This is a genomic window from Desulfovibrio legallii, from assembly GCF_900102485.1.
Classification (GTDB): Bacteria; Desulfobacterota; Desulfovibrionia; order Desulfovibrionales; family Desulfovibrionaceae; genus Desulfovibrio; species Desulfovibrio legallii_A.
Genome location: NZ_FNBX01000004.1, coordinates 104,566 through 124,350, shown reverse-complemented (window position 1 = coordinate 124,350; position 19,785 = coordinate 104,566). Strand labels below are relative to the sequence as shown.

Below are 19,785 nucleotides of genomic sequence, written 5' to 3'. Positions count from 1 at the left end.
AATGACCACCGGTTCACGGCAAAGCGTCGCCCTCTCCCCACAAAAAGGGGGACGAGACGGCGGCCTTTCGGACGGCGCGGGCGTGGCGCTTCCTGCGGGGAGCGCGCCCCGCGCCGCGCCCGCTGCCCGTGAGCTTATTGAATTTTTGCAGACGTTCTGCTCCGTGCAGCTGGCGGCAGGCGCGCAGACCAGCCGGGTAGACCGCAATACGGCGCGCATTGCCAAGGCGTACGGCTTTGACGTGGAGCTGGCCATGCTCTCGCGGCATTTTACCATCTCTGTGGTCAAGCCCGCACCCAGCGGCATCCCGCAGGAACGGCGCACCGCAGTCTGCGCCATCGTGAGCGGCGCGCCCAACTTTCAGCGGGTGGCGGCCCTCAATGCCCTGAGCTGGCATATCGGCGACGAGGGCCTGGATCTGGACGAAGCCCGGCGGCGGTTCGACGCCATTCTGGCTGTGCCCGTGCTCAATCCCGTGCTGTTGCGCTTTCTGGTGGCCTGCGCCAACGCCGCCTTCTGTCGGCTTTTCGACGGCGACGCCATCGCCATGGGCCTGGTGTTCTGCGCCACGCTGGCGGCGTTTTATCTGCGCCAAAAGCTGCTGCACTGGGGCATGGACATGAAGATCACCTTTTTTTGCTCCGCGTTCACGGCCTCCATGCTGGCTTCGCCGGGGCTTATCTTCGGCTGGGGCACGACGCCGCAGACGGCCATCGCCGCCAGCGTGCTGTTTCTCATCCCCGGCATCCCCCTCATTAACGCCATGATGGACATTCTGGACGGGCATGTGCTTATGGCCGTATCTCGCCTGGTTCAGGCCAGCACGCTCATTGTCTGCATTGCCCTGGGGCTTGCGCTGACCATGCTGCTGCTGGGGGTGGATTCGCTGTGAGCCCTTTGGTGTTCTACCTGAGCGACGGCCTGTTTGCCGCGGTGGCGGCCGTGGGCTTTGCCGCCATTTCGCGGCCCACGCTGCGCATTGCCGCCGTGGCCGGGAGCCTGGCGGCCTTGGGGCACGTTTCCCGCACCCTGCTGCTGCACGCCACTTCCATGGGCATCAGCAGCGCATCATTGTGCGCGGCCGCCATTATCGGCCTGGCCAGCATCCCCTGCGCCAATCGCTGGCATACCCCGGCGGAAATGTTTGTCTTTCCCGCGCTGTTGCCCATGGTGCCCGGCATGTTCGCCTACAAGGCCATTCTGGCTATCCTTCAGTTTCTCGGCGCGGTCGGCGTTGCGCAGCGGCAGGATCTGCTGGTAAGTGTGGTCTTTAACGGGCTTACGGCCTTTTTTATCATGAGCGGCCTGGCCATCGGGGCTATTCTGCCCCTTTTGCTGCTGCACCGTGACGCGCCTTTGCCGCGATTCTGGCGGCAGATTTTGCGGCGCGTCCGACGGGCAGGGTGAGCCCTGCGGAAGTTGGCGCACGGCGTTTTTCCTGTGGCAACAGGGTGCCAGGGACAGGAGCGAAACGAGGCGGCTGCCGTACACCGACAGCCGCCGCATCCATTTTCTGCAGGTGGCCCTTGGGAAGGGGCATTCGCAGAGGCCAGAGCCCTAAGAGCCCTACCCCCTGTGGTGCGTATTTACGCGGGAGATCTGCGCGTGCGCCTTTGCGGCGGGCCGATGCCGCAGCCGGCCAGAGTCTTTTGCTGCCGAAGGCTCTGCGTTTTCCCAAGCCGCCGCGCCCGCTCTGGTGCGCCTCATGGTTCCGGCGGCCGCCCCAACCCCTTCGCCCCACCAGGGCAATGCGTCTGGCTGCCAGGTTTGTGCCGGGGCGCGCGCCTGGCTGCCCTCAGAGCCAATCTTCCTGCAGGGTATGCGCCAAAAGCCAGGCTCAGTTAGGGCTGCCCCCAGGGGGAGGGCTGGAGGACAAAATCCTGTCGTCCTGCATGAGGTCGCGCAGGGTGATGGATTCAAAAACGCCGTCCAGGGTGGCCTGCAGGTTCTCCCAGGCCCGCCGCACTTCGCAGCCGTCAAAGCGGACGCAGTTGCCGGGTTTTTCCAGGCAGCCGGAAAGTTCAATGCCGCCTTCCATCAATTTGACGATGCAGCCAAAGGTCAGTTCTTCGGGCTTGCGCAGCAGCACATGCCCGCCCCGCGCGCCGCGAATGCTGCCCGTAATGCCCGCAAGGCGCAGTTGGCGCAGGATCTGCTCGATAAATTGAGAGCTGATGCCCGTTTGTGTGGCCAGCATGCTGGAGGAAACGGGCTTTTCAATACCGTATCTGGCCAGATAAAGCAGGATTCTGGCGGCATAACGGGTCTTCGCGGAAAGTTTCATTCTATCCCCCATAGGGCTGTTGCAAGCGGCAGGCGGGGCCGTGCCGCAGGGGCCTCCCGCGCCTGACGCGCGGTCGGGCCGCTCTACTATACGCAGAAGTCTGACGATTTGGCATCCCTGAATTTTTTAGTTTTTCTTGTTTGAGAAAGTATTCACATTTTCAGCAGCACAGTGCGGCACAGCGCCATGGGCCTTAGGCATTTCTTAAGGCTTGACGGGGATTGCCGCTTGAAGTAAACATGAGTAAAGCAGTCTAAATTAGACATATATAGTATGGTTAACAAAAAAATTCTCCAATAGATTGCAAGGACTTATCATGCGTATTTCCACTATGGCTTGCCATGCCCTGCACTTGCTGTTGTGCCTTTCTGAACAAAGTGACGCCGTGCCCGCATCGGCTTCGGAGCTGGCGGCGTGTACCGGCATTTCGGAAAAGTTCGTACAGAAAATCATGCGCCTGCTGCAGGCCGAGGGGATTGTGAAAAGCCTCCGGGGCATTGCCGGCGGCCATATGCTGGCCCGAAGCCCCGACGCCATCACCCTGGCGGACATTATCGCCGCAGTGGAGGGGGGCATAACCCTGCCCGGCGTTTCCCCCGAAGCGCCCCGGGGCAAAACGGCCCTTGATGTCTGGGACAAAGCCGCGCGTTCGTTGCAGCATTCTCTTACCTTGGTCACCCTTGGTTCCGTGCGCCAGAGCAGGGCGGCCCACCGTCCCGCCCGGCGCAGCACTGAAACCGCAAACCGAAAGCCGACGGAAGCGCCGGCGGGGGGCTCGCATGCAAAAGCATATTCTCTTGGTCGACAGCGATGCCGCAAGTCGAAGCAGGCTGTCGCAGGCGCTCCTTCAGCGTGAATACCGGGTGAGCGCCGCCTGCAATTGTGACCAGTGCCTGGCGCTCATTGACGAGGATCTGCCGGACTGCATCATTTTTGACGTGGAGCTGGAAGGCACCTCCGGCACCATTATGTACAGCCGCCTGCGCCGCAACAGCCGCACCAGAGATATTCCGGCCATTGTCTGTACCGATGTGGGGCCTAGACCCGTGGCCTTCGGCACCAAGGCTCCCGTACTGCCCAAATCCTGTACCTGCGAGGATTTGCTGCACTGCGTGGCGGCGGCGCTGGCCTGAGCTGCCCTGGCGTTCTCGCCTGCGGGCCGGGCACGGGGATCGTCGTTGCCCGGCCCGCAGGCGTGCTGGCTTCTGGGAAGGCGCGCGGTCTGCAAAAGGACTGTAAACCGGCCACGCTCCTTCCGTGCGGCCTGGTCGCCGTCGCCCGCCGGGGGCCTCCCCCCTGCAAACGCCCGCCGCCAGGCCGCGTCCTGTTATTCCTCAGGCGGATTGTGCCTGATGTGGGGCGGCACCACCATCATGTTCACCAGCAAGGGCTTGAGGAAGGACCACTTGATGTTGTGCTCTTCGTACACTTCCATCATGTCGCGGATGGCGTCCCAGCAGTTGTGGCACGGGGTGATGACCAGCTCCGCGCCGGTGGCCCTGATCTGGTCCAGCTTGTTTTTGAGGCCGATATTGCGTTCTTTGCGGTAAAGGCCAATGCCGTTGAGCCCGCCGCCGCCGCCACAGCAGAAGTTGTGGTCGGCATGGGGCGACATTTCACGAAAATCTTCGGCGATATAGCCCATGATTTCGCGCGTGGCTTTGCCGAGCCCGTGGTTGCGCACATAATTGCAGGAATCCTGCAACGTGCAGGGCACCTTGATTTTTTTGGCCGGGTCGATCTTCAGTTTGCCCGTGCGCAGCATCAGGGCCACCCATTCCACATAGTGCAGGAAAGGCACCGGCGGATCGCCGCTTTCCTGCCCGGCCCAGTAGGGGCCTTCCACCACAGTGCCGCGGTGGGCGTGGCCGCATTCCGTGCCCACTACCATCTTGGGCTTGATGCGCTCAATGGCGGCATAAATACGTTTGACGTTCTGGCCGCAGCCTTCCCAGTCCCCGGCGAACATGGTGAGTGAGGTGTTTTCCCAGCCTTCGCGGGGCACGGTCCAGTCTGTGCCGGTGACGTGGAAGAGGATAGCCGCCTGGGCGATGTCTTCCGGATAGTGCTTCACCTCACGGGCGTTGAGGATGTACATGACTTCCGGATTTTCCTTTTCCACGGGAATTTCCAGATCAGGCCATTCGTCCTGATTTTCCTCCACCATCCATTCGCAGGTTTCCAGCCAGTCTTCCTCGGTGACGTCCATCTGCGCGCCGTAAACGCGGTGCATGCCGGAGCCGATTTTCATTTCCCACGGCACAAAGCCGTGCTTGAAAAGGATGCCCCGCAGGTAGCTGAACATAACGCCCGTATCAATGCCGTGGGGGCAGTACAGGGCGCAGCGGTTGCAGCAGGTGCACTTGCCCCAGGCGGTATCCATGCACTTGATCATAAATTCCGTATCCACCTTGCCTTTGCGGCGCAGCATCTCGCCCAGGGTGGACTGGATTTTGTATGAAGGTATCTGGGTGGGGTCGTTATTGTTGGTTTTGTAAAAAAAGCAGCTGTCCGCACACATGGCGCAGTGGGCACAGATATTGAGCCAGGTGCGCGTGCGGGACTTGCAGGTTTTTTCCAGATCGCGGGCCAGGGCCTCCTGGTCCACTTTCATTTCTTTCATCTGGCTGTAGTATTGTGCGCCGCCCTTGTCTTTCAGCAGTTCAAGGATACCTTCCTTGGTAGTGACAGGGATGTTGTTGCACAGGGTCTGGGACATTGTTTGCTCCTTTCCGGCAAAAAAATGCTTCGATGAACCCGGCTACCAGGGGAAAGCGCCGCCACGGGTGGCGCCGCCGCGTTTGATGGCGAAATCCATGCCGATCTGGGCGCGGGACATGAAGAAGAGCACGATGTGCGAGAGCTTGGTGAAGGGCGCCAGGATGAGGAACAATTCGCCGCAAAGCACATGCGCGATCATCCAGCTTTCATACGAGGCGGTGTTAAGCCGGGCCATAAGGCCGGTGGCAAAGGGCAGAAAGGTCAGGAGCAGGATAAGCCAGTCCTGGCCGCTGTTGAGCTGGCGCAGGGCGGGAACGGCCAGTCGGCGCAGGGCCAGCAGCACAAGGCCAGCCACCGCGGCGATGGAGAGAATGTCCGCCAAAGCGCCGGGCAGGGCCGGCAGACTGATGCCCGTATAATGTTCCAGCAGTACCGTGTGCCCCAAAAGAAAAAGCGGAATCAGCACCGCGCCGCAGTGCAGCAGAAAAAAGAGCAGCGTGGCCGCGGGCTGGGCGCGCCAGCCGCAGGTGCCGGCCGGGACGAGCCACTTAAAAATGGACGCAAGCGCGCCGGGGATGGAGCGATCCGCATGGTAGCGGTAGGCTACGCGCTCCAGCTTGGAATCCAGGCCGCGCACATAGAAAACGGCGCGGAGCAGAAGCCCCACGAAAAAGATGACAAGTGAAATAACAAAAAGGGGTCCAGTAATAAAATCAAGCATCTGATTCTGCCTCCTCACATAGACTGCAAATAATGGCGCACCGCCGACCGATCATTTTTTACCGGCATTTTCAGATGCGATGGCTTCACTGTGACAGGTGCGACAAGAGACCAGACGCGGCCCCTTGCCCGCCTTGACGTGGCATGCGGTACAGGTGGCGTGCATGTACTCCACCTGTTTGGCGGCCGGGGCGGCGGTCACGTCCTTAAGGGTTTCGGAAAGGCCGTCGTCCGTCATGTTGTGGCAGGTGGAGCAATCGCCATCCACGCTTTCCACATAGGCCACATGGGCGTCATGGTTAAAGAACACCTGCGGCATCTTCTTGGCGTTGACGGCAGGGGTGGTGATGGGGATGCGCTCCGCACTGTAGGCCGCGCCTGACGGCAAGGCCAGGGCGAAGCACACGAACAGCAGGCAGGGGAGGGTGGTTCTGCATCCGAAAGGTTTTTCCCGCATGATAGTTCCTTGCTTCCTGACAGGTCCTGGTGGTTTTTCCCCGGTATAAACCAGCGCCGGGTACAAGATGAAAGAGCAACCCAACGTTGCAGTTGCTCAGGCGGATGCGGGAGCATTGGCCCGCTTGGCGGACGCAGACGCCGTGCGTCGACGCCCGCCCAAGGCAGGCTTGCAGCTTGGGGGAGGCTTGTGCCCCCAATGCTCCGCTTTTTAAAGGAAATCCCGCGCACCTGCAGCGGGATTCCCCCTGGTTCCGTGGCGTTGCGTCAGGCTCGGGCCTCGTTGGCCAGAGCCGTGGCCGCGCTCCGCATAAAGACCGCACAGCGGTACGTGTCGCGCTTCATACAGCGCATGGCGTAGGCCGCCGCCATATAAAGGAAGAGACGGGATTCGTAATCCAGTTTGCCGGTCTCAAGCCAGTGGTCGTGAGGCTCTTCTTCCTGTGCAAGCCTGCGCGCCAGCTCCAGATCGGCCGGCGCGGCCTCCTCGCCCGTCAGACGGGAGTACAGGGCGCACATTTCCTCGGCCAGAAACTCACGGTCGGACAACGCTGACATGGCATCTCCCTTGCGTCATACGCGGCTGTGCCTCAATATATATGAGGCAGGTGTAAAGAGCAATTAAATTGTAAAAAATACGATGGAATTAATTCCTACAAAATTATTCTCATATTAAAAATACTACGTCAAGCCCGTATGGGCTTTTGTGCTAAAAAAAATTCTCCCTTTTGCCTGTGCAGGGGCTTGCACACAGGCGTCATGAGAAAAAAATAACAATCTATTGTAACGCTACAGACCTCAAGGGGTTAAGTTTTCTCTAGTTACATAGCGTAAAACTTGGTTTATGCCTTGTTGCAACAGAAGCGTCGGCCAGCGCTGTTGTGCCAAGGCAAAAGCACGATCTTTTTTTGCCCGACGCCTTACCAATAGCCATATTTTCGTTGCAGTTTTTTATTGTGAAATTGATGGCAATATGATGTCGACAAAAAAAGTTTCTGACGCGCTTCCGTACATTGGTATTGAATACAATTTCCAGGCTGCGGAGCGCGAAAATATTGACGGAGCAGTGTCTCCTGTGTATGGTGCGGCCATTGGATAACGTGCTGTATATTGTTCTGTGTAAATTTGTCACTGTTGCCCACTGCAATGCCCACGCGGCATCGTGGCGCCGACAACCAGAGGTAGCTATGGATGATTATTTGAAAGAGGCTTTGGAAATTACCCGGGCACAGGCCGGGGTACGGGTAATGAGCGAAGAGGAGATCGCCACCTTCATTCAGAAAGTGGCGCAGGGCATCCGGGCCGTGGCCGAAGGGGAAGCCCCGCTGGAAATGGACAGCACCGAAATGGCCCAGGAAGCCCGCAAATCGGTGAAAGAAAAGTCCGTCACCTGCCTGGAGTGCGGCAAGAGCTTCAAAATCCTCACCAAGCGTCATCTTGCCAGCCACGGCATGTCCACTGCCGAATACCGCGAGAAGTGGGGCTTCAAAAAGGACGCCCCCTTGGTCTGCAAGGCCCTGCAGCGCGAACGCCGCAAAAAAATGAAGGACATGAAGCTGTGGGAAAAGCGCCGTAAGGTGCAGTAGCCCCGTGTCCGGATCCGCTGTTTTTCGCGTCGCCGTTTGCCGTTCCGGTCGTCCGCGCCGGACGGCGACGGCGGCGCATCAGGTTTTCCCGCCATTCAGGTTTCTGCCGTCATGAAGGATTTGCTCTCTGTGGGCACGCCGGCCCAGGCTCTGGACCTGCTGGCGCTGCCGCTTCCCCGTCTTATGGAGCGGGCCGCCGCCCTGCGCGAGGCGGCCTTCGGTCGTCGCATCGTCCTTTGCGCCATCATCAACGCCCGCAGCGGCAACTGCGCCATGGACTGCCGTTTCTGCTCCCAGAGCCGGCACAACCACACGCCCATTGACGTCTTTCCCTTGCTGTCCGACCAGGAACTGCGGGGACGCATCCTGCACCTGGCCACTCTGCCTGTGGCCCATATCGGCGTCGTCACCAGCGGCGCAGCCTTGAGCGGGGAGGAGTTCGCCCGTCTGCGCGCGCTCATCGCCGGGCTGCCCGCCGAGGTTAGGCCGCGGGTCTGCGCTTCCCTGGGACGACTCACCGAGGCGCAGCTTACGGAGCTGGCGGCCGCCGGGCTTGGCCGTTACCACCACAATCTGGAAACCTCCAGGGCGTACTATTCGCGCGTCTGCACCACCCAGACCTGGGAGCAGCGGCGGGAAACCGTGCTGCGCGGCATGCGCGCCGGGTTCACGGCCTGTACGGGCGGCCTGTTCGGCCTGGGCGAGAGCTGGGAGGACCGGGTGGCCTTTGCTTTCAGCCTTAAGGAGCTGGGGGTGCGTCAGGTGCCCATGAACTTTCTGCATCCCCATCCGCAGACGCCGCTGGCCGGGCAAAAGCCCCTTTCGGCGGAGGAAGCCCTGCGCATTGTGGCCGTATTCCGGCACATCCTGCCCACGGCCACCCTGCGCATCTGCGGCGGAAGGCCGCTGGTCCTGGGCGAGCGGCAGGCGGAGGTCTTTGCCGCCGGGGCCAACGCCCTCATGACGGGCGACTATCTGACTACCCACGGCCAGGGTCTGGAAAACGATCTGCAAATGCTGGCCGACCTGGGCCTGGAGGTGGACGGCGATGGCGTCTGCGCCGCGGCTTCCTGAGTCCGCGCCCCGGCGGCCTGCCCTGCGTGGGCTGTTTGTGGCCGGATCCGGCACGGATGTGGGCAAAACCGTGACCACAGCGGCCCTGTTGCGGGCCCTGCGCCTGGCCGGCGTGGTTGCCCAGGCCGTGAAGCCGGTGCAGACCGGCGTGCCGCCCAAGGCCCTGCGCAGCGCCCCGCAGGCGGATATGACGGTTTATGCCGCGGCCGTGGCCGACCTGCCCCAGGGCGCTTCGCCCGTGCCCCCGGCGGCCTGCCTGCGCTGCTTCCCCTTGCCTGCCTCCCCCCACCTGGCCGCCGCCCGCGCCGGGACGCAGCTTGCCTGCGCCGGGCTTGCGGCGGACATAGCGGCCCACGCCCAAACCTGCGGCGCGGATCTGCTCCTGCTGGAAGGGGCGGGCGGGCTGCGCGTGCCCCTCAACGACAGCGAAGACCAGCTGGACCTTATGGCGCAGCTGGGCCTGCCGGTGCTGCTGGCGGGCGGCAACTGCCTGGGCGGCATCAACCATATTCTTCTTTCTCTGGAAGCCCTGGCGGCGCGGCGTCTGCCGCTGGCCGGGCTTGTGCTGATTCCCGCCGCCCGGCCGGACGCCGGCTGCCCCGGCGTGGACGTGCCTGCCATGCTGGCGGATACGGCCCGCCTGTTGCGCAAGCGTCTGCTGGCTGCCGGATCCGATGCGCCGGTAGTGGAGCTGCCGCGGCTGCCGCACCTGGATGCGGCCGCCTGGGATCTGCTGGCAGACCGCCTGAAGCCGTTGGTCCAGCCTTGCGCGGCGCTGGCCGCGCCCTCTGGCCCGACCACTGCAGCCGCGCCTGAGGCCGGAGGGCCGGAGCTTGCCGCCGCGCTGATCCGGCGCGACCACGCGGCCGTCTGGCACCCTTACGCCGCCGCCTGGCCGCCGCCGGTTCTGGACGCCGTGCGGGCCACGCGGGGCAACCGCATCCTGCTCGCCGACGGGCGGGAGCTGGTGGACGGCATGTCCTCCTGGTGGGCGGCCATCCACGGCTATAACCATCCGCGGCTGCTGGCGGCCCTGCGGGAACAGAGCGCGCGCATGCCGCACATCATGTTCGGCGGCCTGACCCACGAACCGGCGGTGGCCCTGGCGGAGCGCCTGCTCGCCCTTATGCCCGCCGGGCTCGGCAAAATCTTTTTTGCCGATTCCGGTTCTGTGGCCGTGGAGGTGGCCCTCAAAATGGCCCTCCAGTGCCAGCAGGGCAGGGGGGAGGCGCAGCGCACGCGCTTTCTCACCCCGCGCGGGGGCTACCACGGCGATACCTTTGGGGCCATGTCCGTTTGCGATCCCGTGACGGGCATGCACAGCCTGTTCAGGGCCGTGCTGCCGGAGCAGATTTTTATGGAACGGCCCGCCTGCCGTTTTGACCAGCCTTTTGATCCCTCCAGCCTGGACGACGCCCGCCGTCTGCTGGAGGCCCACGGGGCGGAAACGGCTGCCGTCATCCTGGAGCCCATCGTCCAGGGGGCCGGGGGCATGTGGTTTTACCATCCGGACTATCTGCGCGGCCTGGCGGAGCTGTGCCGCAAGGCGGGGGCGCTGCTTATTCTGGACGAAATCGCCACGGGCTTCGGCCGTACAGGCAGAATGTTCGCGGCGGAGTGGGCGGGCATAACGCCCGACATTCTCTGCTGCGGCAAGGCGCTGACGGGCGGCGTGCTGACCCTGGCCGCCACGGCCTGCACGGACCAGGTGGCTGCGGACATCTGCCGCAACGGCGGGGCGCTGATGCATGGCCCCACCTTCATGGCCAATGCCTTGGCCTGCGCTGTGGCCGGGGCCAGCCTGGATCTGCTGGCTGAAAACGCCTGGCCTGGACAGGTGGCGGGGCTGGAAGCGGCCCTGCACGAGGGGCTTGCCCCCTGCGCCGCGCACCCGGACGTGGCGGACGTGCGCGTGCTGGGGGCCATCGGTGTGCTGGAAACGCGGCAGGCCGTCAACACGGCCCGGCTGCAGCGCTATTTTGTGGATGCTGGGGTGTGGCTGCGGCCCTTCAACCGGCTCATCTACCTCATGCCGCCTTTTGCGACGCCGCCGGAGGATGCGGCCCGGTTGTGCGCTGCCGTGCGGGGAGCGCTGCGCGCAGGGGCGCACCGCCTGTAACCTGCACGTTGCGCTGCTGCCCCCGCAAGCCCATTCTTGCAGAAAACGGATCGGAGACGCGCCGCCCATGATGTTTTTGCTCGTTTATTTTGCCGTGTTGTTCGGCGTAGCCCTGTGGTCCGCCCGCAAGGGCATGGACCCGGCCGCTTATTTTCTCAACGGCCGCCGCAGCACGGCCTTTGCGGTGGCTTTGTCCATCGTGTCCTCCTGCGTGGGCGGTTCCGCCACCATGGGCATGGCCGGTCTGGCCTGGCAGGTGGGCACGCCGGCCTTCTGGTGGCTGGGATCCGGGGCTGCGGGCCTGACCGTGCTGAGCCTGTTCCTGGCCAGAAAGGTGCGCGAGAGCGGGGCCGTGACCATGCCGGAAATGCTTGCCGCATTTCTGGGCGAACCCAGCCGTCCGCTGGCCTCCATTATTATTGTCACGGCCTGGCTGGCCATTCTGGCCGCGCAGTTCAGCGCCATGGCCGCCATTATCATGCCCTTGACCGGTCTGGAAAAGGGCCCGGCCGTGCTGCTGGGCGCGGCGGCGCTTCTGGCCTATACGCTGGTGGGGGGACAGGCGGCGGTGATGAAGACCGACGTGTGGCAGTTTTCCGTGCTTCTGGCGGCCCTGTTGCTGGCTCTGGCGCTGGCCGTCAAGGCTGGCGGCGGGCAGGCCCTGGCGGTCGTGCCGCTGGAGGCCGTCAATGCGGATTTTCCCGCCTCCAGGCTGCGCTACTATCTCTGCATCCTGGGCGGCAGCTATGTGGTCTGCCCCATGTTGTTCGGCCGTCTGCTTACGGCCAAGGACGCCGCCGCCGCCCGCAGGGGCGGCCTCTGGGCCGTGGCGGGGCTCACGGCCACGGCCATGATTATTGTGGCCCTGGGCATCGCCTGCCGCGCCCTGGTGCCCGCGGGCACGCCGCCGGAGCAGGTGCTCAGCGCCGCTCTTTTGACCCATCTGCCCGCCTGGGCCTCCACGCCCATTCTGCTGGGCATTTTCAGCGCCGTCATTTCGGCCGGAGATTCCTGCATCATCACAGCGGCTTCGGTGTGCAGCAACGACATCCTGCGGCGGCCCGGCGTGGCCGCCTGCCGCCTGTGCATGCTGGGCGCGGCCCTGGCGGCCATGGTGCTGGCCCTTTACGGCAAAGGCATTCTGGCCCTGCTGCTTATGGCCAACGATATTTATGTTTGCGGCGTGGTGCCGCCCGTCTTTGTGGGCATGCTGTTGTATCGCAAGGCCTGCTTCCGTCCCTGGGGCGTGGCTGCGGCCATGCTGGCCGGCGGGCTGCTGGGCCTTGCGGCCACGCTTACGGACAACAGCGCCTGGAGTTTTACGGGGCTTGCCGTCTCCTTGCTGGGCAGCTTGACGGCGGCGCGACGGGTGAAGGAGGCTACGCCGCGGGCGGCGGCAGCGGCAGACCCCGGAATATGAGCCGGGTGGCTGCGGCGTCGGCCAGATCCGCCACGTCCATGAGCTTTTCCAGCAGCTCCAGCAGGTAGTGGCGGTCGTGTTCGCAGCCGTCCACAAAATCCGCCTCCAGTTGGCCGGAACTGATGTATTCTTCCAGGGTTTCCAGGTCGTTGACGGTCAGCATGCGGTCTCCTTGCGCAACGCCGCGAGGCAGCGGCTGGTCAGAACGTCGGTCAGGGCTTCGGCCACGGCAATTTCCTCCCGCGTAATGTCCGGATAGTGGATGCCCGCGCTCACACACACGGCGCAGCCCAGGGCGGCAGCCAGGCGCTTTGCCATGCGCAGGGCCAGCGCGTCCTCCCGGTGGCCGGGCAGGACCAGCAGATCCCCCTGGGCTTCGGTCCCAGGTGCGGGCGCGGCAGCCAGGGCCACGGCCCCCAGGTGGGCTGCGCCGCCGTCGAGCAGAACCTGCAGGTCGCGGCCCTGTCGGCAGACGCGCAGACTCAGGCGGATTCTGCCTTTATGGGCGGTGAAACGCATGGCTCCTCCATTGCAGGCGGCGGCCGCCGGAGCGTCCTGCAGCCCCACGCGGGAAACAATTGCGGCGCAGGCTTCTGGAGTTTAGCGTTCCCGCGGCGGCGGCGCAAGGCCGTCGCCTTTTCTTGACGCGCCCGCCCGCTGCCCGTACCATCCGGCCATCTCACGGAGCGGCGCCCCCCCTCGCCTCCGCGTGACCGTACCGCTTCCATACCTTATTGGAGACGCCATGACCCTGGACCCCACCCGGCACCCTGATTGGCAATTGGCCCAGGAAGCCGAAACCCGCATGAAGCCTATCCTCGCCCTGGCGGCGGAAATGGGCCTGGAATCCTCAGAAATTCTGCCCTATGGGCATTATATGGGCAAAATCGAGCAGCAGGCCGTGCTGCGGCGTCTGGCGGACAGGCCCGACGGCCTTTATATAGATGTAACGGCCATCACCCCCACGCCGCTGGGGGAGGGCAAGTCCACCACCACCATAGGCCTGGTGCAGGGCCTGGCCCGACGCGGCCTGCGGGCTTCCGCGGCCATCCGGCAGCCATCGGGCGGCCCCACCATGGGCATGAAAGGGTCCGCCGCTGGCGGTGGGCTTTCGCAGTGCATTCCCCTGGCCCCCTATTCCCTCAACTTCACGGGGGATATCCACGCCGTGGGCGCGGCCCACAATCTGGCCATGACCGCCCTTACCGCCCGCATGCAGCATGAGCGCAACTATGACGACGCCACCCTGGAGCGCCTCTCCGGCATGCGGCGGCTGCACATCGATCCCACCAGGGTGAACACGGGCTGGGTGGTGGATTTCTGCGCTCAGGCCCTGCGGCACGTCATCATCGGCATGGAGGGCGACGGCCGCCGTAACGACGGGTTTATGATGCGCTCGCATTTCGACATCACCGTGGCTTCGGAGGTCATGTCCATTCTTTCTGTGGCGCGGGATCTGCGGGATCTGCGTGAGCGCATGGGCCGCATGGCGCTGGCCCTGGACCGCGACGGCAACCCGGTGACCACCGCCGATCTTCAGGTGGACGGGGCCATGACCGCCTGGTTGGTGGAGGCCGTGAAGCCCAACCTGATCCAGACCATGGAAGGCCAGCCCGTGCTGGTGCATACGGGGCCCTTTGGCAATATAGCCCTGGGGCAAAGCTCCGTCATCGCCGACCGGGTGGGGCTCAAGCTCAGCGAGGCGCATGTGACGGAATCGGGCTTTGCCGCGGATATGGGCTACGAGAAATTCTGGAACCTCAAGTGCCGCTACAGCGGCCTGACCCCGGACGCGGCAGTGTTGGTGGCCACGGTGCGGGCGCTCAAGTACCACGGCGGCGCGCCCCGGCTGCAGCCCGGCCAGCCCCTGCCCGAGGCCTATACGCGGGAGGATCTGCCCCTGGTGGAGGCCGGTTGCGTCAACCTGCTGCACCACCTGGGCATTGTGCGCCGCTCCGGCGTGCCCGCCGTGGTCTGCCTGAACCGGTTCCATACCGATACCAAGGCGGAACTGGACACGGTGCGGCAGATTTGCGAGAAGGCCGGGGCGCGGGTGGCCGTTTCCGACCACTGGGCCCGGGGCGGCGAAGGCGCGCTGGAGCTGGCCGACGCCGTGCTGGACGCCTGCCGCACGGAACGCCGCGCCTTCCGCCCGCTCTACGACTGGAGCCTGCCCCTGCGGGAGCGTATTGTGCGCATCGCCCGCGAGGTTTACGGAGCCGACGGCGTGGATTTTGAACCCCTGGCCGCGCAGCGCCTGGCCGCCTTCCAGGACCGGCCCGACGCGGCGGAGCTGGGCGTCTGCATGGTCAAAACCCAGTATTCGCTTTCTGACGATCCCGCCCGGCGTGGCGTGCCGGCTTCCTGGCGGCTGCATGTGCGCGATGCGCTCCTGTTCGGCGGCGCGGGGCTGGTGGTGCCCGTGGCCGGGGATATCAGCCTTATGCCGGGCACGGGTTCCCGACCTGGCTTCCGCAATATTGACGTGGACGTGGAAACGGGCCGGGTGACAGGGCTTTTCTAGGGCATGGCAACGGTGAAATGCCCTGGCAGCGGTTGCCCGCCGCACAGCGCTTCAGGTGTGGACGTTCGGGAGCCGCGCGACAAAGGAATGCGTATGGAACGGTATCATATCCAGAAAATAACCGTGACGGATGCGGATATGGACATGCAGGGCCGGGTAAGCAACCTGCGCTATGTGCAGTGGATGCAGGATCTGGCCGTGGCCCATTCCGCGGCCAACGGCTGGAGCATGGAGCGCTATGCGGCCCTGGGGCAGGGCTGGGTGGTGCGGCAGCACTGCATTACCTACCGCAAACCGGCGGTGGCGGGGCAGACGATCTACGCGGCCACCTGGGTGGCGGACTTCGCCTCGCGCCAGTGCACGCGGCGCTACCTCTTCTGGCGCGCTGCCGACGCGGCTTTGCTGGCCGAAGCCGAAACGCTTTGGATTTATATTGATTATGCCAGCGGCCGGCCTGTGCGCATCCCGGAATCGCTCAGTCGGGATTTTGCCCCGGCCGAGGAAGCGGAAGTGCGCGCGGCTCTGCGCAGCGCGGAGTAAGAGGGCATCGGATTCCCGGCAGGGGCAGACAGGCAAGGGGTTCTGTCGGCGCGCCGCTGTGTCGGCTGCCGTCGGGGCCTCCCCTGCATCGCCCTGCGGACCCTGCCGCCATGCCGCAGGAGAAATGCCGCAGCCCTGCGGCCTCAGTGCGACTTTTTCTGCGCTTGGGCCGCCGCGCCTTCAGCGCGGGAAAGACGGTCCAGCAGGCGGTCGTAGTACGGGTCGTCCTGTTCCAGGCGGATGGGCCGCTGAAAACGCACCTGGGCCCGCAAGACCATGAAGCGCAGGCGCTGCATCTGGCGCACGCGCTCCTGTTCGTCCTCGCACTGCTCCAGCAGATCCGCCAGCCGGTTCAATTCCTTGCGCTGCTCCAGCTCCGGCGGCAGGCAGCCCGCATTGCGCAGGATTTTGTAGGCCATGCGCAGCTCTTCCGGCACATGACTCATGTCTTCCAGCTCCAGGGGGCGGCCTGTGCCGGGCAGGTTGTCAAACGCGCCCTCGGCCTGGGCCTCGGCGATGCGTTGTTCCGCGATAAACTGGATGACGGAAAAAGGGTTGGCTTCTGCCATGGCGTTGAACCCCGCGGATGCCCGCGTTTTTTCTGCGCTCCCCGCAAGGCCTGTGCGTGTTTTTGAGGGGAAATTTTGAATGGAGGGGGCGTTTGTGTTCGTCCGTTACCGAGACGAAGAACGTTACGGCATTGCAATGTGGTAATGTTCCAATAGGCTGTTCATCCTCCCCCAAGCGACAACGTTCCCTACACCCCCGGCAGGGGCGGCGGTTCGTCGTCCGGTCCATAGTCTGAAGCTGCGGAGGCGGCCATGCCCGGCGCAGGCGCGTCCGCCCAGAGTTTTTTCCATTCCATAAGCAGGCGCAGGGCCTCCAGGGGGCTGAGGGCTTCGGGCGTGAGGTCGCGCAGCAGGCGCACCAGGGGATGCTCCTGGTTTTCCGGCAACGCCGGTTCGGGCAGGGCTTCCGCCTCCGGTTCGGGGGGCGGTTCCGGCAGATCAATGCCGGGCAGGGCCACGGCCGTGGCTACGGTTTTGCGCGCGCCTTCGCGGCCTCGCTCCAGGCCTTCCAGGATGGTCCGGGCCCTGTGCACCACGGGCCCTGGCACGCCGGCCAGGCGGGCCACTTCCACGCCGTAGCTGCGGTCCGAGGGGCCGGGCACCAGCTTGTGCAGAAAAAGGATGTCGTTATTGTATTCGCGGATAGCGATATTCATGGTGAAAACGCCGGGCACGCGGCCTTCCAGGGCGGTGAGCTCGTGGTAGTGGGTGGCGAAGAGGGTGCGCAGCTCGCCGCCCGCGCGGCGGGCCAGGTCTTCCACTACGGCCCAGGCCAGGGCCACACCATCGTAGGTGCTGGTGCCCCGGCCGATTTCGTCCAGAATGATCAGGCTGCGCTTGGTGGCCTGCCGCAGGATGCGGGCCGTCTCCATCATTTCCACCATAAAGGTGCTCTGGCCCTGGGCCAGGTTGTCCGAGGCCCCCACGCGGGAAAAAAGGCGGTCCACCAGGCCGAGGCGCGCCGCGTCCGCGGGCACCATGGAGCCCATCTGCGCCAGAAGGCAGATGATGGCCACCTGACGCAGCACGGTGGATTTGCCAGCCATATTGGGGCCGGTGAGCAGGCAGAGGCGGCGACGGTCGTCCAGAATAACGTCGTTGGGCACGAAGTTGGCCCGGCCCAGCATGGCCTCTACCACCGGGTGACGGCCCTGGCGGATTTCCAGATTGGCGTCGGCGGTGAGCTCCGGGCGACGCCAGCCCTGGGCGCGGGCCACCTGGGCGAGGCTCTGCCAGTAGTCCAGGTGAGCGATGCAGTCGGCCATCTGGACGATGCGCGGGCGCTGGGCCGCCAGTTGGGCGCGCAAAGCCTGAAACAGCTCGTATTCAAGGCTCTTGCGCTTTTCCGCCGCGGAGAGCAGCTCTTCTTCCAGCTCTTTGAGCTCCGTAGTGGTGAAGCGCTCCGCATTGGCCAGGCTCTGGCGGCGGATGAAGTGGTAGGGAACAGGGCCGCTGTGGGCCGCGCGGGAAATTTCGTAGTAGTAGCCGAAAACGCGGTTGCAGCCCAGCTTGAGGCGGCTGATGCCGGTTTTGGTCTGCTCTTCGGTCAGCATGGCCTGCAGTTTCTGTTCCCCGTGCTCGGCCAGATCCAGCAGCCGGTCCAGCTCTGGGTTGTAGCCGGCCTTGAACAGACCGCCGTCGGTGATCGCCACGGGCGGATTGTCCACCAGGGCGGCGGCGAGCAGGTTTGCGCAGTCTTCCAGGCTGTCCCAGCCGCGCAGCATTTCGGCTATGGCCTTGGGGGGCGACGGGGCGGCGGCTTCCTGAGCGGCCTCCGCATTGGCGGGGAAGGCTTCCGTCAGGGCCGCCAGCACAGCGGGCAGGGCGGCGAGGCTTTCCCGCAGGGCGATGCAGTCGCGCGGCGCGCCTTGGTTCAGGCTGATGCGGGTGGAGAGCCGCTCCAGATCGTAGACCCGTTCCAGGGCCGCGCGCAGGGCTTCGCGCCGGGCGTCGCTCTGGTGGAAAAAGTCCACAGCGTCCTGGATGCGCCGGATGGGACCGGCCTCGCGCCAGGGGTGGCGCAGCATATCCTCCAGCAGGCGGCCGCCCATGGGGGTCAGGGTCTGGTCCAGCACCTGGCGCAGCGTGCCCTTGCCCTTACGGCCGTTGAGGCGGACGAAAATTTCCAGGTTGCGCTCGGTGATATCGTCAATGATCAGGCGGCGGCTCAGGTCCAGCGGGCGGAAGGGCTGGAGGTGGTCCGGGCTGCGCATCTGCGTGCGGGTCAGGTAGAGCAGCAGCGCGCCGCAGGCGCGGATCAGCTCCGGCCTGCCCTCCAGGCCCAGGGCTCCGGGCTCGCGCACGCCCTGGGCGGTCAGCACCCGTTCCGTGGCGCGCTTGAGATCGAACTGGGGGCGGGGCAGACGCACAAGGCGGATGCCCTCCAGCGCTGTGCGCGGGGGCGGCTCCAGGCCCTCAGGCAGAAGCAGCTCGCGCGGGGCCAGCTTCTGCACCCATTGCCAGAGCTCGGCGGGGCGTTTGAATTCCAGGCCGGACCACTGGCCGGTGGAGATGTCCGCCCAGGCAAAGGCCCCACCCTGGTCCGGGGCTGCGGCGCAGAGCGCGCCCAGGTAGTTGTGGCTTTTGGTCTGAAGGTTGGCGTCCTCCAGCACGGTGCCCGGCGTCACCACCCTGGTGACGGCGCGCTTGACCAGCCCCTTGGCGGCCTTGGGGTCTTCGGTCTGGTCGCAGATGGCGATCTGGTAGCCCTTGCTGATGAGCTGGGCGATGTAGCTTTCCACGGCGTGCCAGGGCACGCCGCACATGGGCACGGGATTTTCCGCATCGCGGCTGCGGCTGGTGAGGGCGATGCGCAGCTCGCGCGCGGCCGTGCGGGCGTCGTCAAAGAACAGCTCGTAAAAATCTCCCATGCGGTAGAAGAGCAGGGCATCAGGGTGTTCCGCCTTGATGCGCAGGTATTGCTCAAACATGGGGGTTATTTTTACCGGGGTTTCGGGCATGGCGCAGGGGGTAGAGGGTGGGGAAAAATGCGCCCGCACGCAAGGTACGGGCGCAGCACATGGCGCAAAGCGGCATAACGCCGCCGGGAGCCGAAGCGCACTGCGGCGGTGGGCCCAGGGGCCCGGTGGGGAATCGGCTAAGGCCGATCCGGATCCGGGGCCAGCACCGCTCCGTTGATGTCAGCGGCCTGCGGCGCGGCACAGGCCGACGCTTCTGCGGGCTGGGTCGCGGTAGCGGTTTTTCCGCCGGTTTTTGCTTCCAGCGCTGTGGACTTGTCGGCTTTGCGCAGGAAGGCGGAGCGGGCGGATTCGCTGCCCAGCTTTTTGCGGAGCTTTTCCACTTCCCGTTCCAGGCTGCTGATCTGCCACTTGTGCTTCAGCAGGCGGGCGGAAAGGTTAACCTTATCCCAGACCAGAAAACAGAGGGTGAAGAGCGCGCCCAGGGCAAAGGCCGCCACCACCAGAAAATAGAAGGGCAGCGCGATGGAAGACATGGGCGGGATGAAAAAGAGGTTGAGCGTGAGCACCAGTTGTTGGGAAAGGGAGGCCTGGTTCTGGAAAAAGAAGACCAGGGACAGGAAAAACGCCACGGCCAGCAGCAGAACCTTGACATACCGCATGGGCAAACTCCTCACAGGCTAAAAAAGGCTGAAACAAACTGTACGGGCTGTTGCGGACGGCGCGTTCCGCCCCGGCTGCGTGAGCAGACGCCCGCTGCAATGGCGCAGGCGCAGCTTTGCTGCGCGCTTAAGCGCCGGAGCGAACGTCTTGCCTGCCCTTGGGAACATCCGTTCTCACCAGGCGCTGTGCTC

At 64.6% G+C, this 19,785-nt stretch carries 20 protein-coding genes; 10 read left to right on the top strand and 10 right to left on the bottom strand.

The features are described from left to right. The first annotated feature begins 1 nt into the window (after nt 1). Complete coding sequence (locus BLS55_RS03975) at nt 2-892, top strand: threonine/serine exporter family protein (protein ID WP_092153070.1); 891 nt, start codon at nt 2-4, stop codon at nt 890-892. Then, a complete protein-coding gene (locus BLS55_RS03970) occupies nt 889-1,407 on the top strand; it encodes a threonine/serine exporter family protein (RefSeq protein ID WP_092153069.1) in 519 nt (172 codons plus the stop codon). Before BLS55_RS03975 ends, BLS55_RS03970 begins: the two co-directional genes overlap by 4 nt. Before the next feature lie 430 nt (nt 1,408-1,837). Here the strand turns inward: BLS55_RS03970 and BLS55_RS03965 are convergent, their stop codons facing one another. Then, nucleotides 1,838-2,284, bottom strand: a complete 447-nt coding sequence (locus tag BLS55_RS03965) for an RrF2 family transcriptional regulator (RefSeq protein WP_092153068.1) — start codon at nt 2,282-2,284, stop codon at nt 1,838-1,840. A 316-nt stretch (nt 2,285-2,600) separates the two neighbouring features. Between BLS55_RS03965 and BLS55_RS03960 the strand changes: the two genes are divergently transcribed. Together BLS55_RS03960 and BLS55_RS03955 are read left to right on the top strand one after the other, a co-directional pair. Next, on the top strand, nt 2,601-3,140 hold the full coding sequence (locus BLS55_RS03960; RefSeq protein WP_092153067.1) for an RrF2 family transcriptional regulator: 540 nt from the start codon (nt 2,601-2,603) through the stop codon (nt 3,138-3,140). Beyond that, nucleotides 3,064-3,417, top strand: coding sequence for a response regulator (locus BLS55_RS03955; RefSeq protein ID WP_092153066.1), 354 nt, complete (start codon nt 3,064-3,066; stop codon nt 3,415-3,417). Before BLS55_RS03960 ends, BLS55_RS03955 begins: the two co-directional genes overlap by 77 nt. A gap of 194 nt (nt 3,418-3,611) precedes the next feature. Here BLS55_RS03955 and hmcF read toward each other — a convergent pair whose 3' ends face one another. The 4 genes from hmcF to BLS55_RS03935 all read right to left on the bottom strand — a co-directional run bounded on the left by hmcF (nt 3,612) and on the right by BLS55_RS03935 (nt 6,739). Then, complete coding sequence (gene hmcF / locus BLS55_RS03950) at nt 3,612-5,003, bottom strand: sulfate respiration complex iron-sulfur protein HmcF (RefSeq protein ID WP_092153065.1); 1,392 nt, start codon at nt 5,001-5,003, stop codon at nt 3,612-3,614. A 42-nt stretch (nt 5,004-5,045) separates the two neighbouring features. Then, the gene (gene hmcE / locus BLS55_RS03945) at nt 5,046-5,726 is read right to left on the bottom strand and encodes a sulfate respiration complex protein HmcE (RefSeq protein ID WP_092153064.1); all 681 of its coding nucleotides are present in this window, start codon (nt 5,724-5,726) and stop codon (nt 5,046-5,048) included. 51 nt (nt 5,727-5,777) lie between these two features. Beyond that, the gene (locus tag BLS55_RS03940) at nt 5,778-6,182 is read right to left on the bottom strand and encodes a cytochrome c3 family protein (protein WP_092153063.1); all 405 of its coding nucleotides are present in this window, start codon (nt 6,180-6,182) and stop codon (nt 5,778-5,780) included. A 266-nt stretch (nt 6,183-6,448) separates the two neighbouring features. Then, nucleotides 6,449-6,739: a hypothetical protein gene (locus tag BLS55_RS03935; protein WP_092153062.1), complete on the bottom strand. Its 291-nt coding sequence runs from the start codon at nt 6,737-6,739 to the stop codon at nt 6,449-6,451. A 629-nt stretch (nt 6,740-7,368) separates the two neighbouring features. Between BLS55_RS03935 and BLS55_RS03930 the strand changes: the two genes are divergently transcribed. The 4 genes from BLS55_RS03930 (at nt 7,369) to BLS55_RS03915 (ending at nt 12,380) form a co-directional block, all read left to right on the top strand. Continuing rightward, entirely contained in the window at nt 7,369-7,767 is a 399-nt protein-coding gene (locus BLS55_RS03930) for a Ros/MucR family transcriptional regulator (protein ID WP_092153061.1), read from the top strand. 111 nt (nt 7,768-7,878) lie between these two features. Then, nucleotides 7,879-8,841: a biotin synthase BioB gene (gene bioB, locus BLS55_RS03925; protein ID WP_092153060.1), complete on the top strand. Its 963-nt coding sequence runs from the start codon at nt 7,879-7,881 to the stop codon at nt 8,839-8,841. Beyond that, complete coding sequence (gene bioA / locus BLS55_RS03920; protein ID WP_092153059.1) at nt 8,816-10,960, top strand: adenosylmethionine--8-amino-7-oxononanoate transaminase; 2,145 nt, start codon at nt 8,816-8,818, stop codon at nt 10,958-10,960. The genes bioB and bioA overlap by 26 nt, the downstream gene beginning before the upstream one ends. A gap of 67 nt (nt 10,961-11,027) precedes the next feature. Next, nucleotides 11,028-12,380: a sodium:solute symporter family protein gene (locus BLS55_RS03915; protein WP_180365388.1), complete on the top strand. Its 1,353-nt coding sequence runs from the start codon at nt 11,028-11,030 to the stop codon at nt 12,378-12,380. Here the strand turns inward: BLS55_RS03915 and BLS55_RS03910 are convergent. Beyond that, nucleotides 12,340-12,543, bottom strand: coding sequence for a hypothetical protein (locus BLS55_RS03910; RefSeq protein WP_092153057.1), 204 nt, complete (start codon nt 12,541-12,543; stop codon nt 12,340-12,342). The genes BLS55_RS03915 and BLS55_RS03910 overlap by 41 nt on opposite strands. Beyond that, entirely contained in the window at nt 12,537-12,899 is a 363-nt protein-coding gene (lpdD, locus tag BLS55_RS03905) for a prenylated flavin chaperone LpdD (RefSeq protein WP_092153056.1), read from the bottom strand. Before lpdD ends, BLS55_RS03910 begins: the two co-directional genes overlap by 7 nt. Nucleotides 12,900-13,125: 226 nt before the next feature. On the opposite strand from lpdD, the gene BLS55_RS03900 reads away from it, so the two are divergent. Continuing rightward, the gene (locus BLS55_RS03900) at nt 13,126-14,904 is read left to right on the top strand and encodes a formate--tetrahydrofolate ligase (protein ID WP_092153055.1); all 1,779 of its coding nucleotides are present in this window, start codon (nt 13,126-13,128) and stop codon (nt 14,902-14,904) included. Nucleotides 14,905-14,997: 93 nt separating this feature from the next. Further along, nucleotides 14,998-15,444: an acyl-CoA thioesterase gene (locus BLS55_RS03895; RefSeq protein WP_092153054.1), complete on the top strand. Its 447-nt coding sequence runs from the start codon at nt 14,998-15,000 to the stop codon at nt 15,442-15,444. Between the two features lie 143 nt (nt 15,445-15,587). Here BLS55_RS03895 and BLS55_RS03890 read toward each other — a convergent pair whose 3' ends face one another. The 3 genes from BLS55_RS03890 to BLS55_RS03880 all read right to left on the bottom strand — a co-directional run bounded on the left by BLS55_RS03890 (nt 15,588) and on the right by BLS55_RS03880 (nt 19,593). Next, nucleotides 15,588-16,013 (bottom strand): DnaJ family domain-containing protein, encoded by a 426-nt coding sequence (locus tag BLS55_RS03890; protein WP_092153053.1) that lies wholly within the window; start codon nt 16,011-16,013, stop codon nt 15,588-15,590. Nucleotides 16,014-16,201: 188 nt separating this feature from the next. Beyond that, on the bottom strand, nt 16,202-18,973 hold the full coding sequence (mutS, locus tag BLS55_RS03885) for a DNA mismatch repair protein MutS (RefSeq protein ID WP_092153052.1): 2,772 nt from the start codon (nt 18,971-18,973) through the stop codon (nt 16,202-16,204). A 137-nt stretch (nt 18,974-19,110) separates the two neighbouring features. Next, complete coding sequence (locus tag BLS55_RS03880) at nt 19,111-19,593, bottom strand: LapA family protein (protein WP_092153051.1); 483 nt, start codon at nt 19,591-19,593, stop codon at nt 19,111-19,113. Nucleotides 19,594-19,785: the final 192 nt, after the last annotated feature.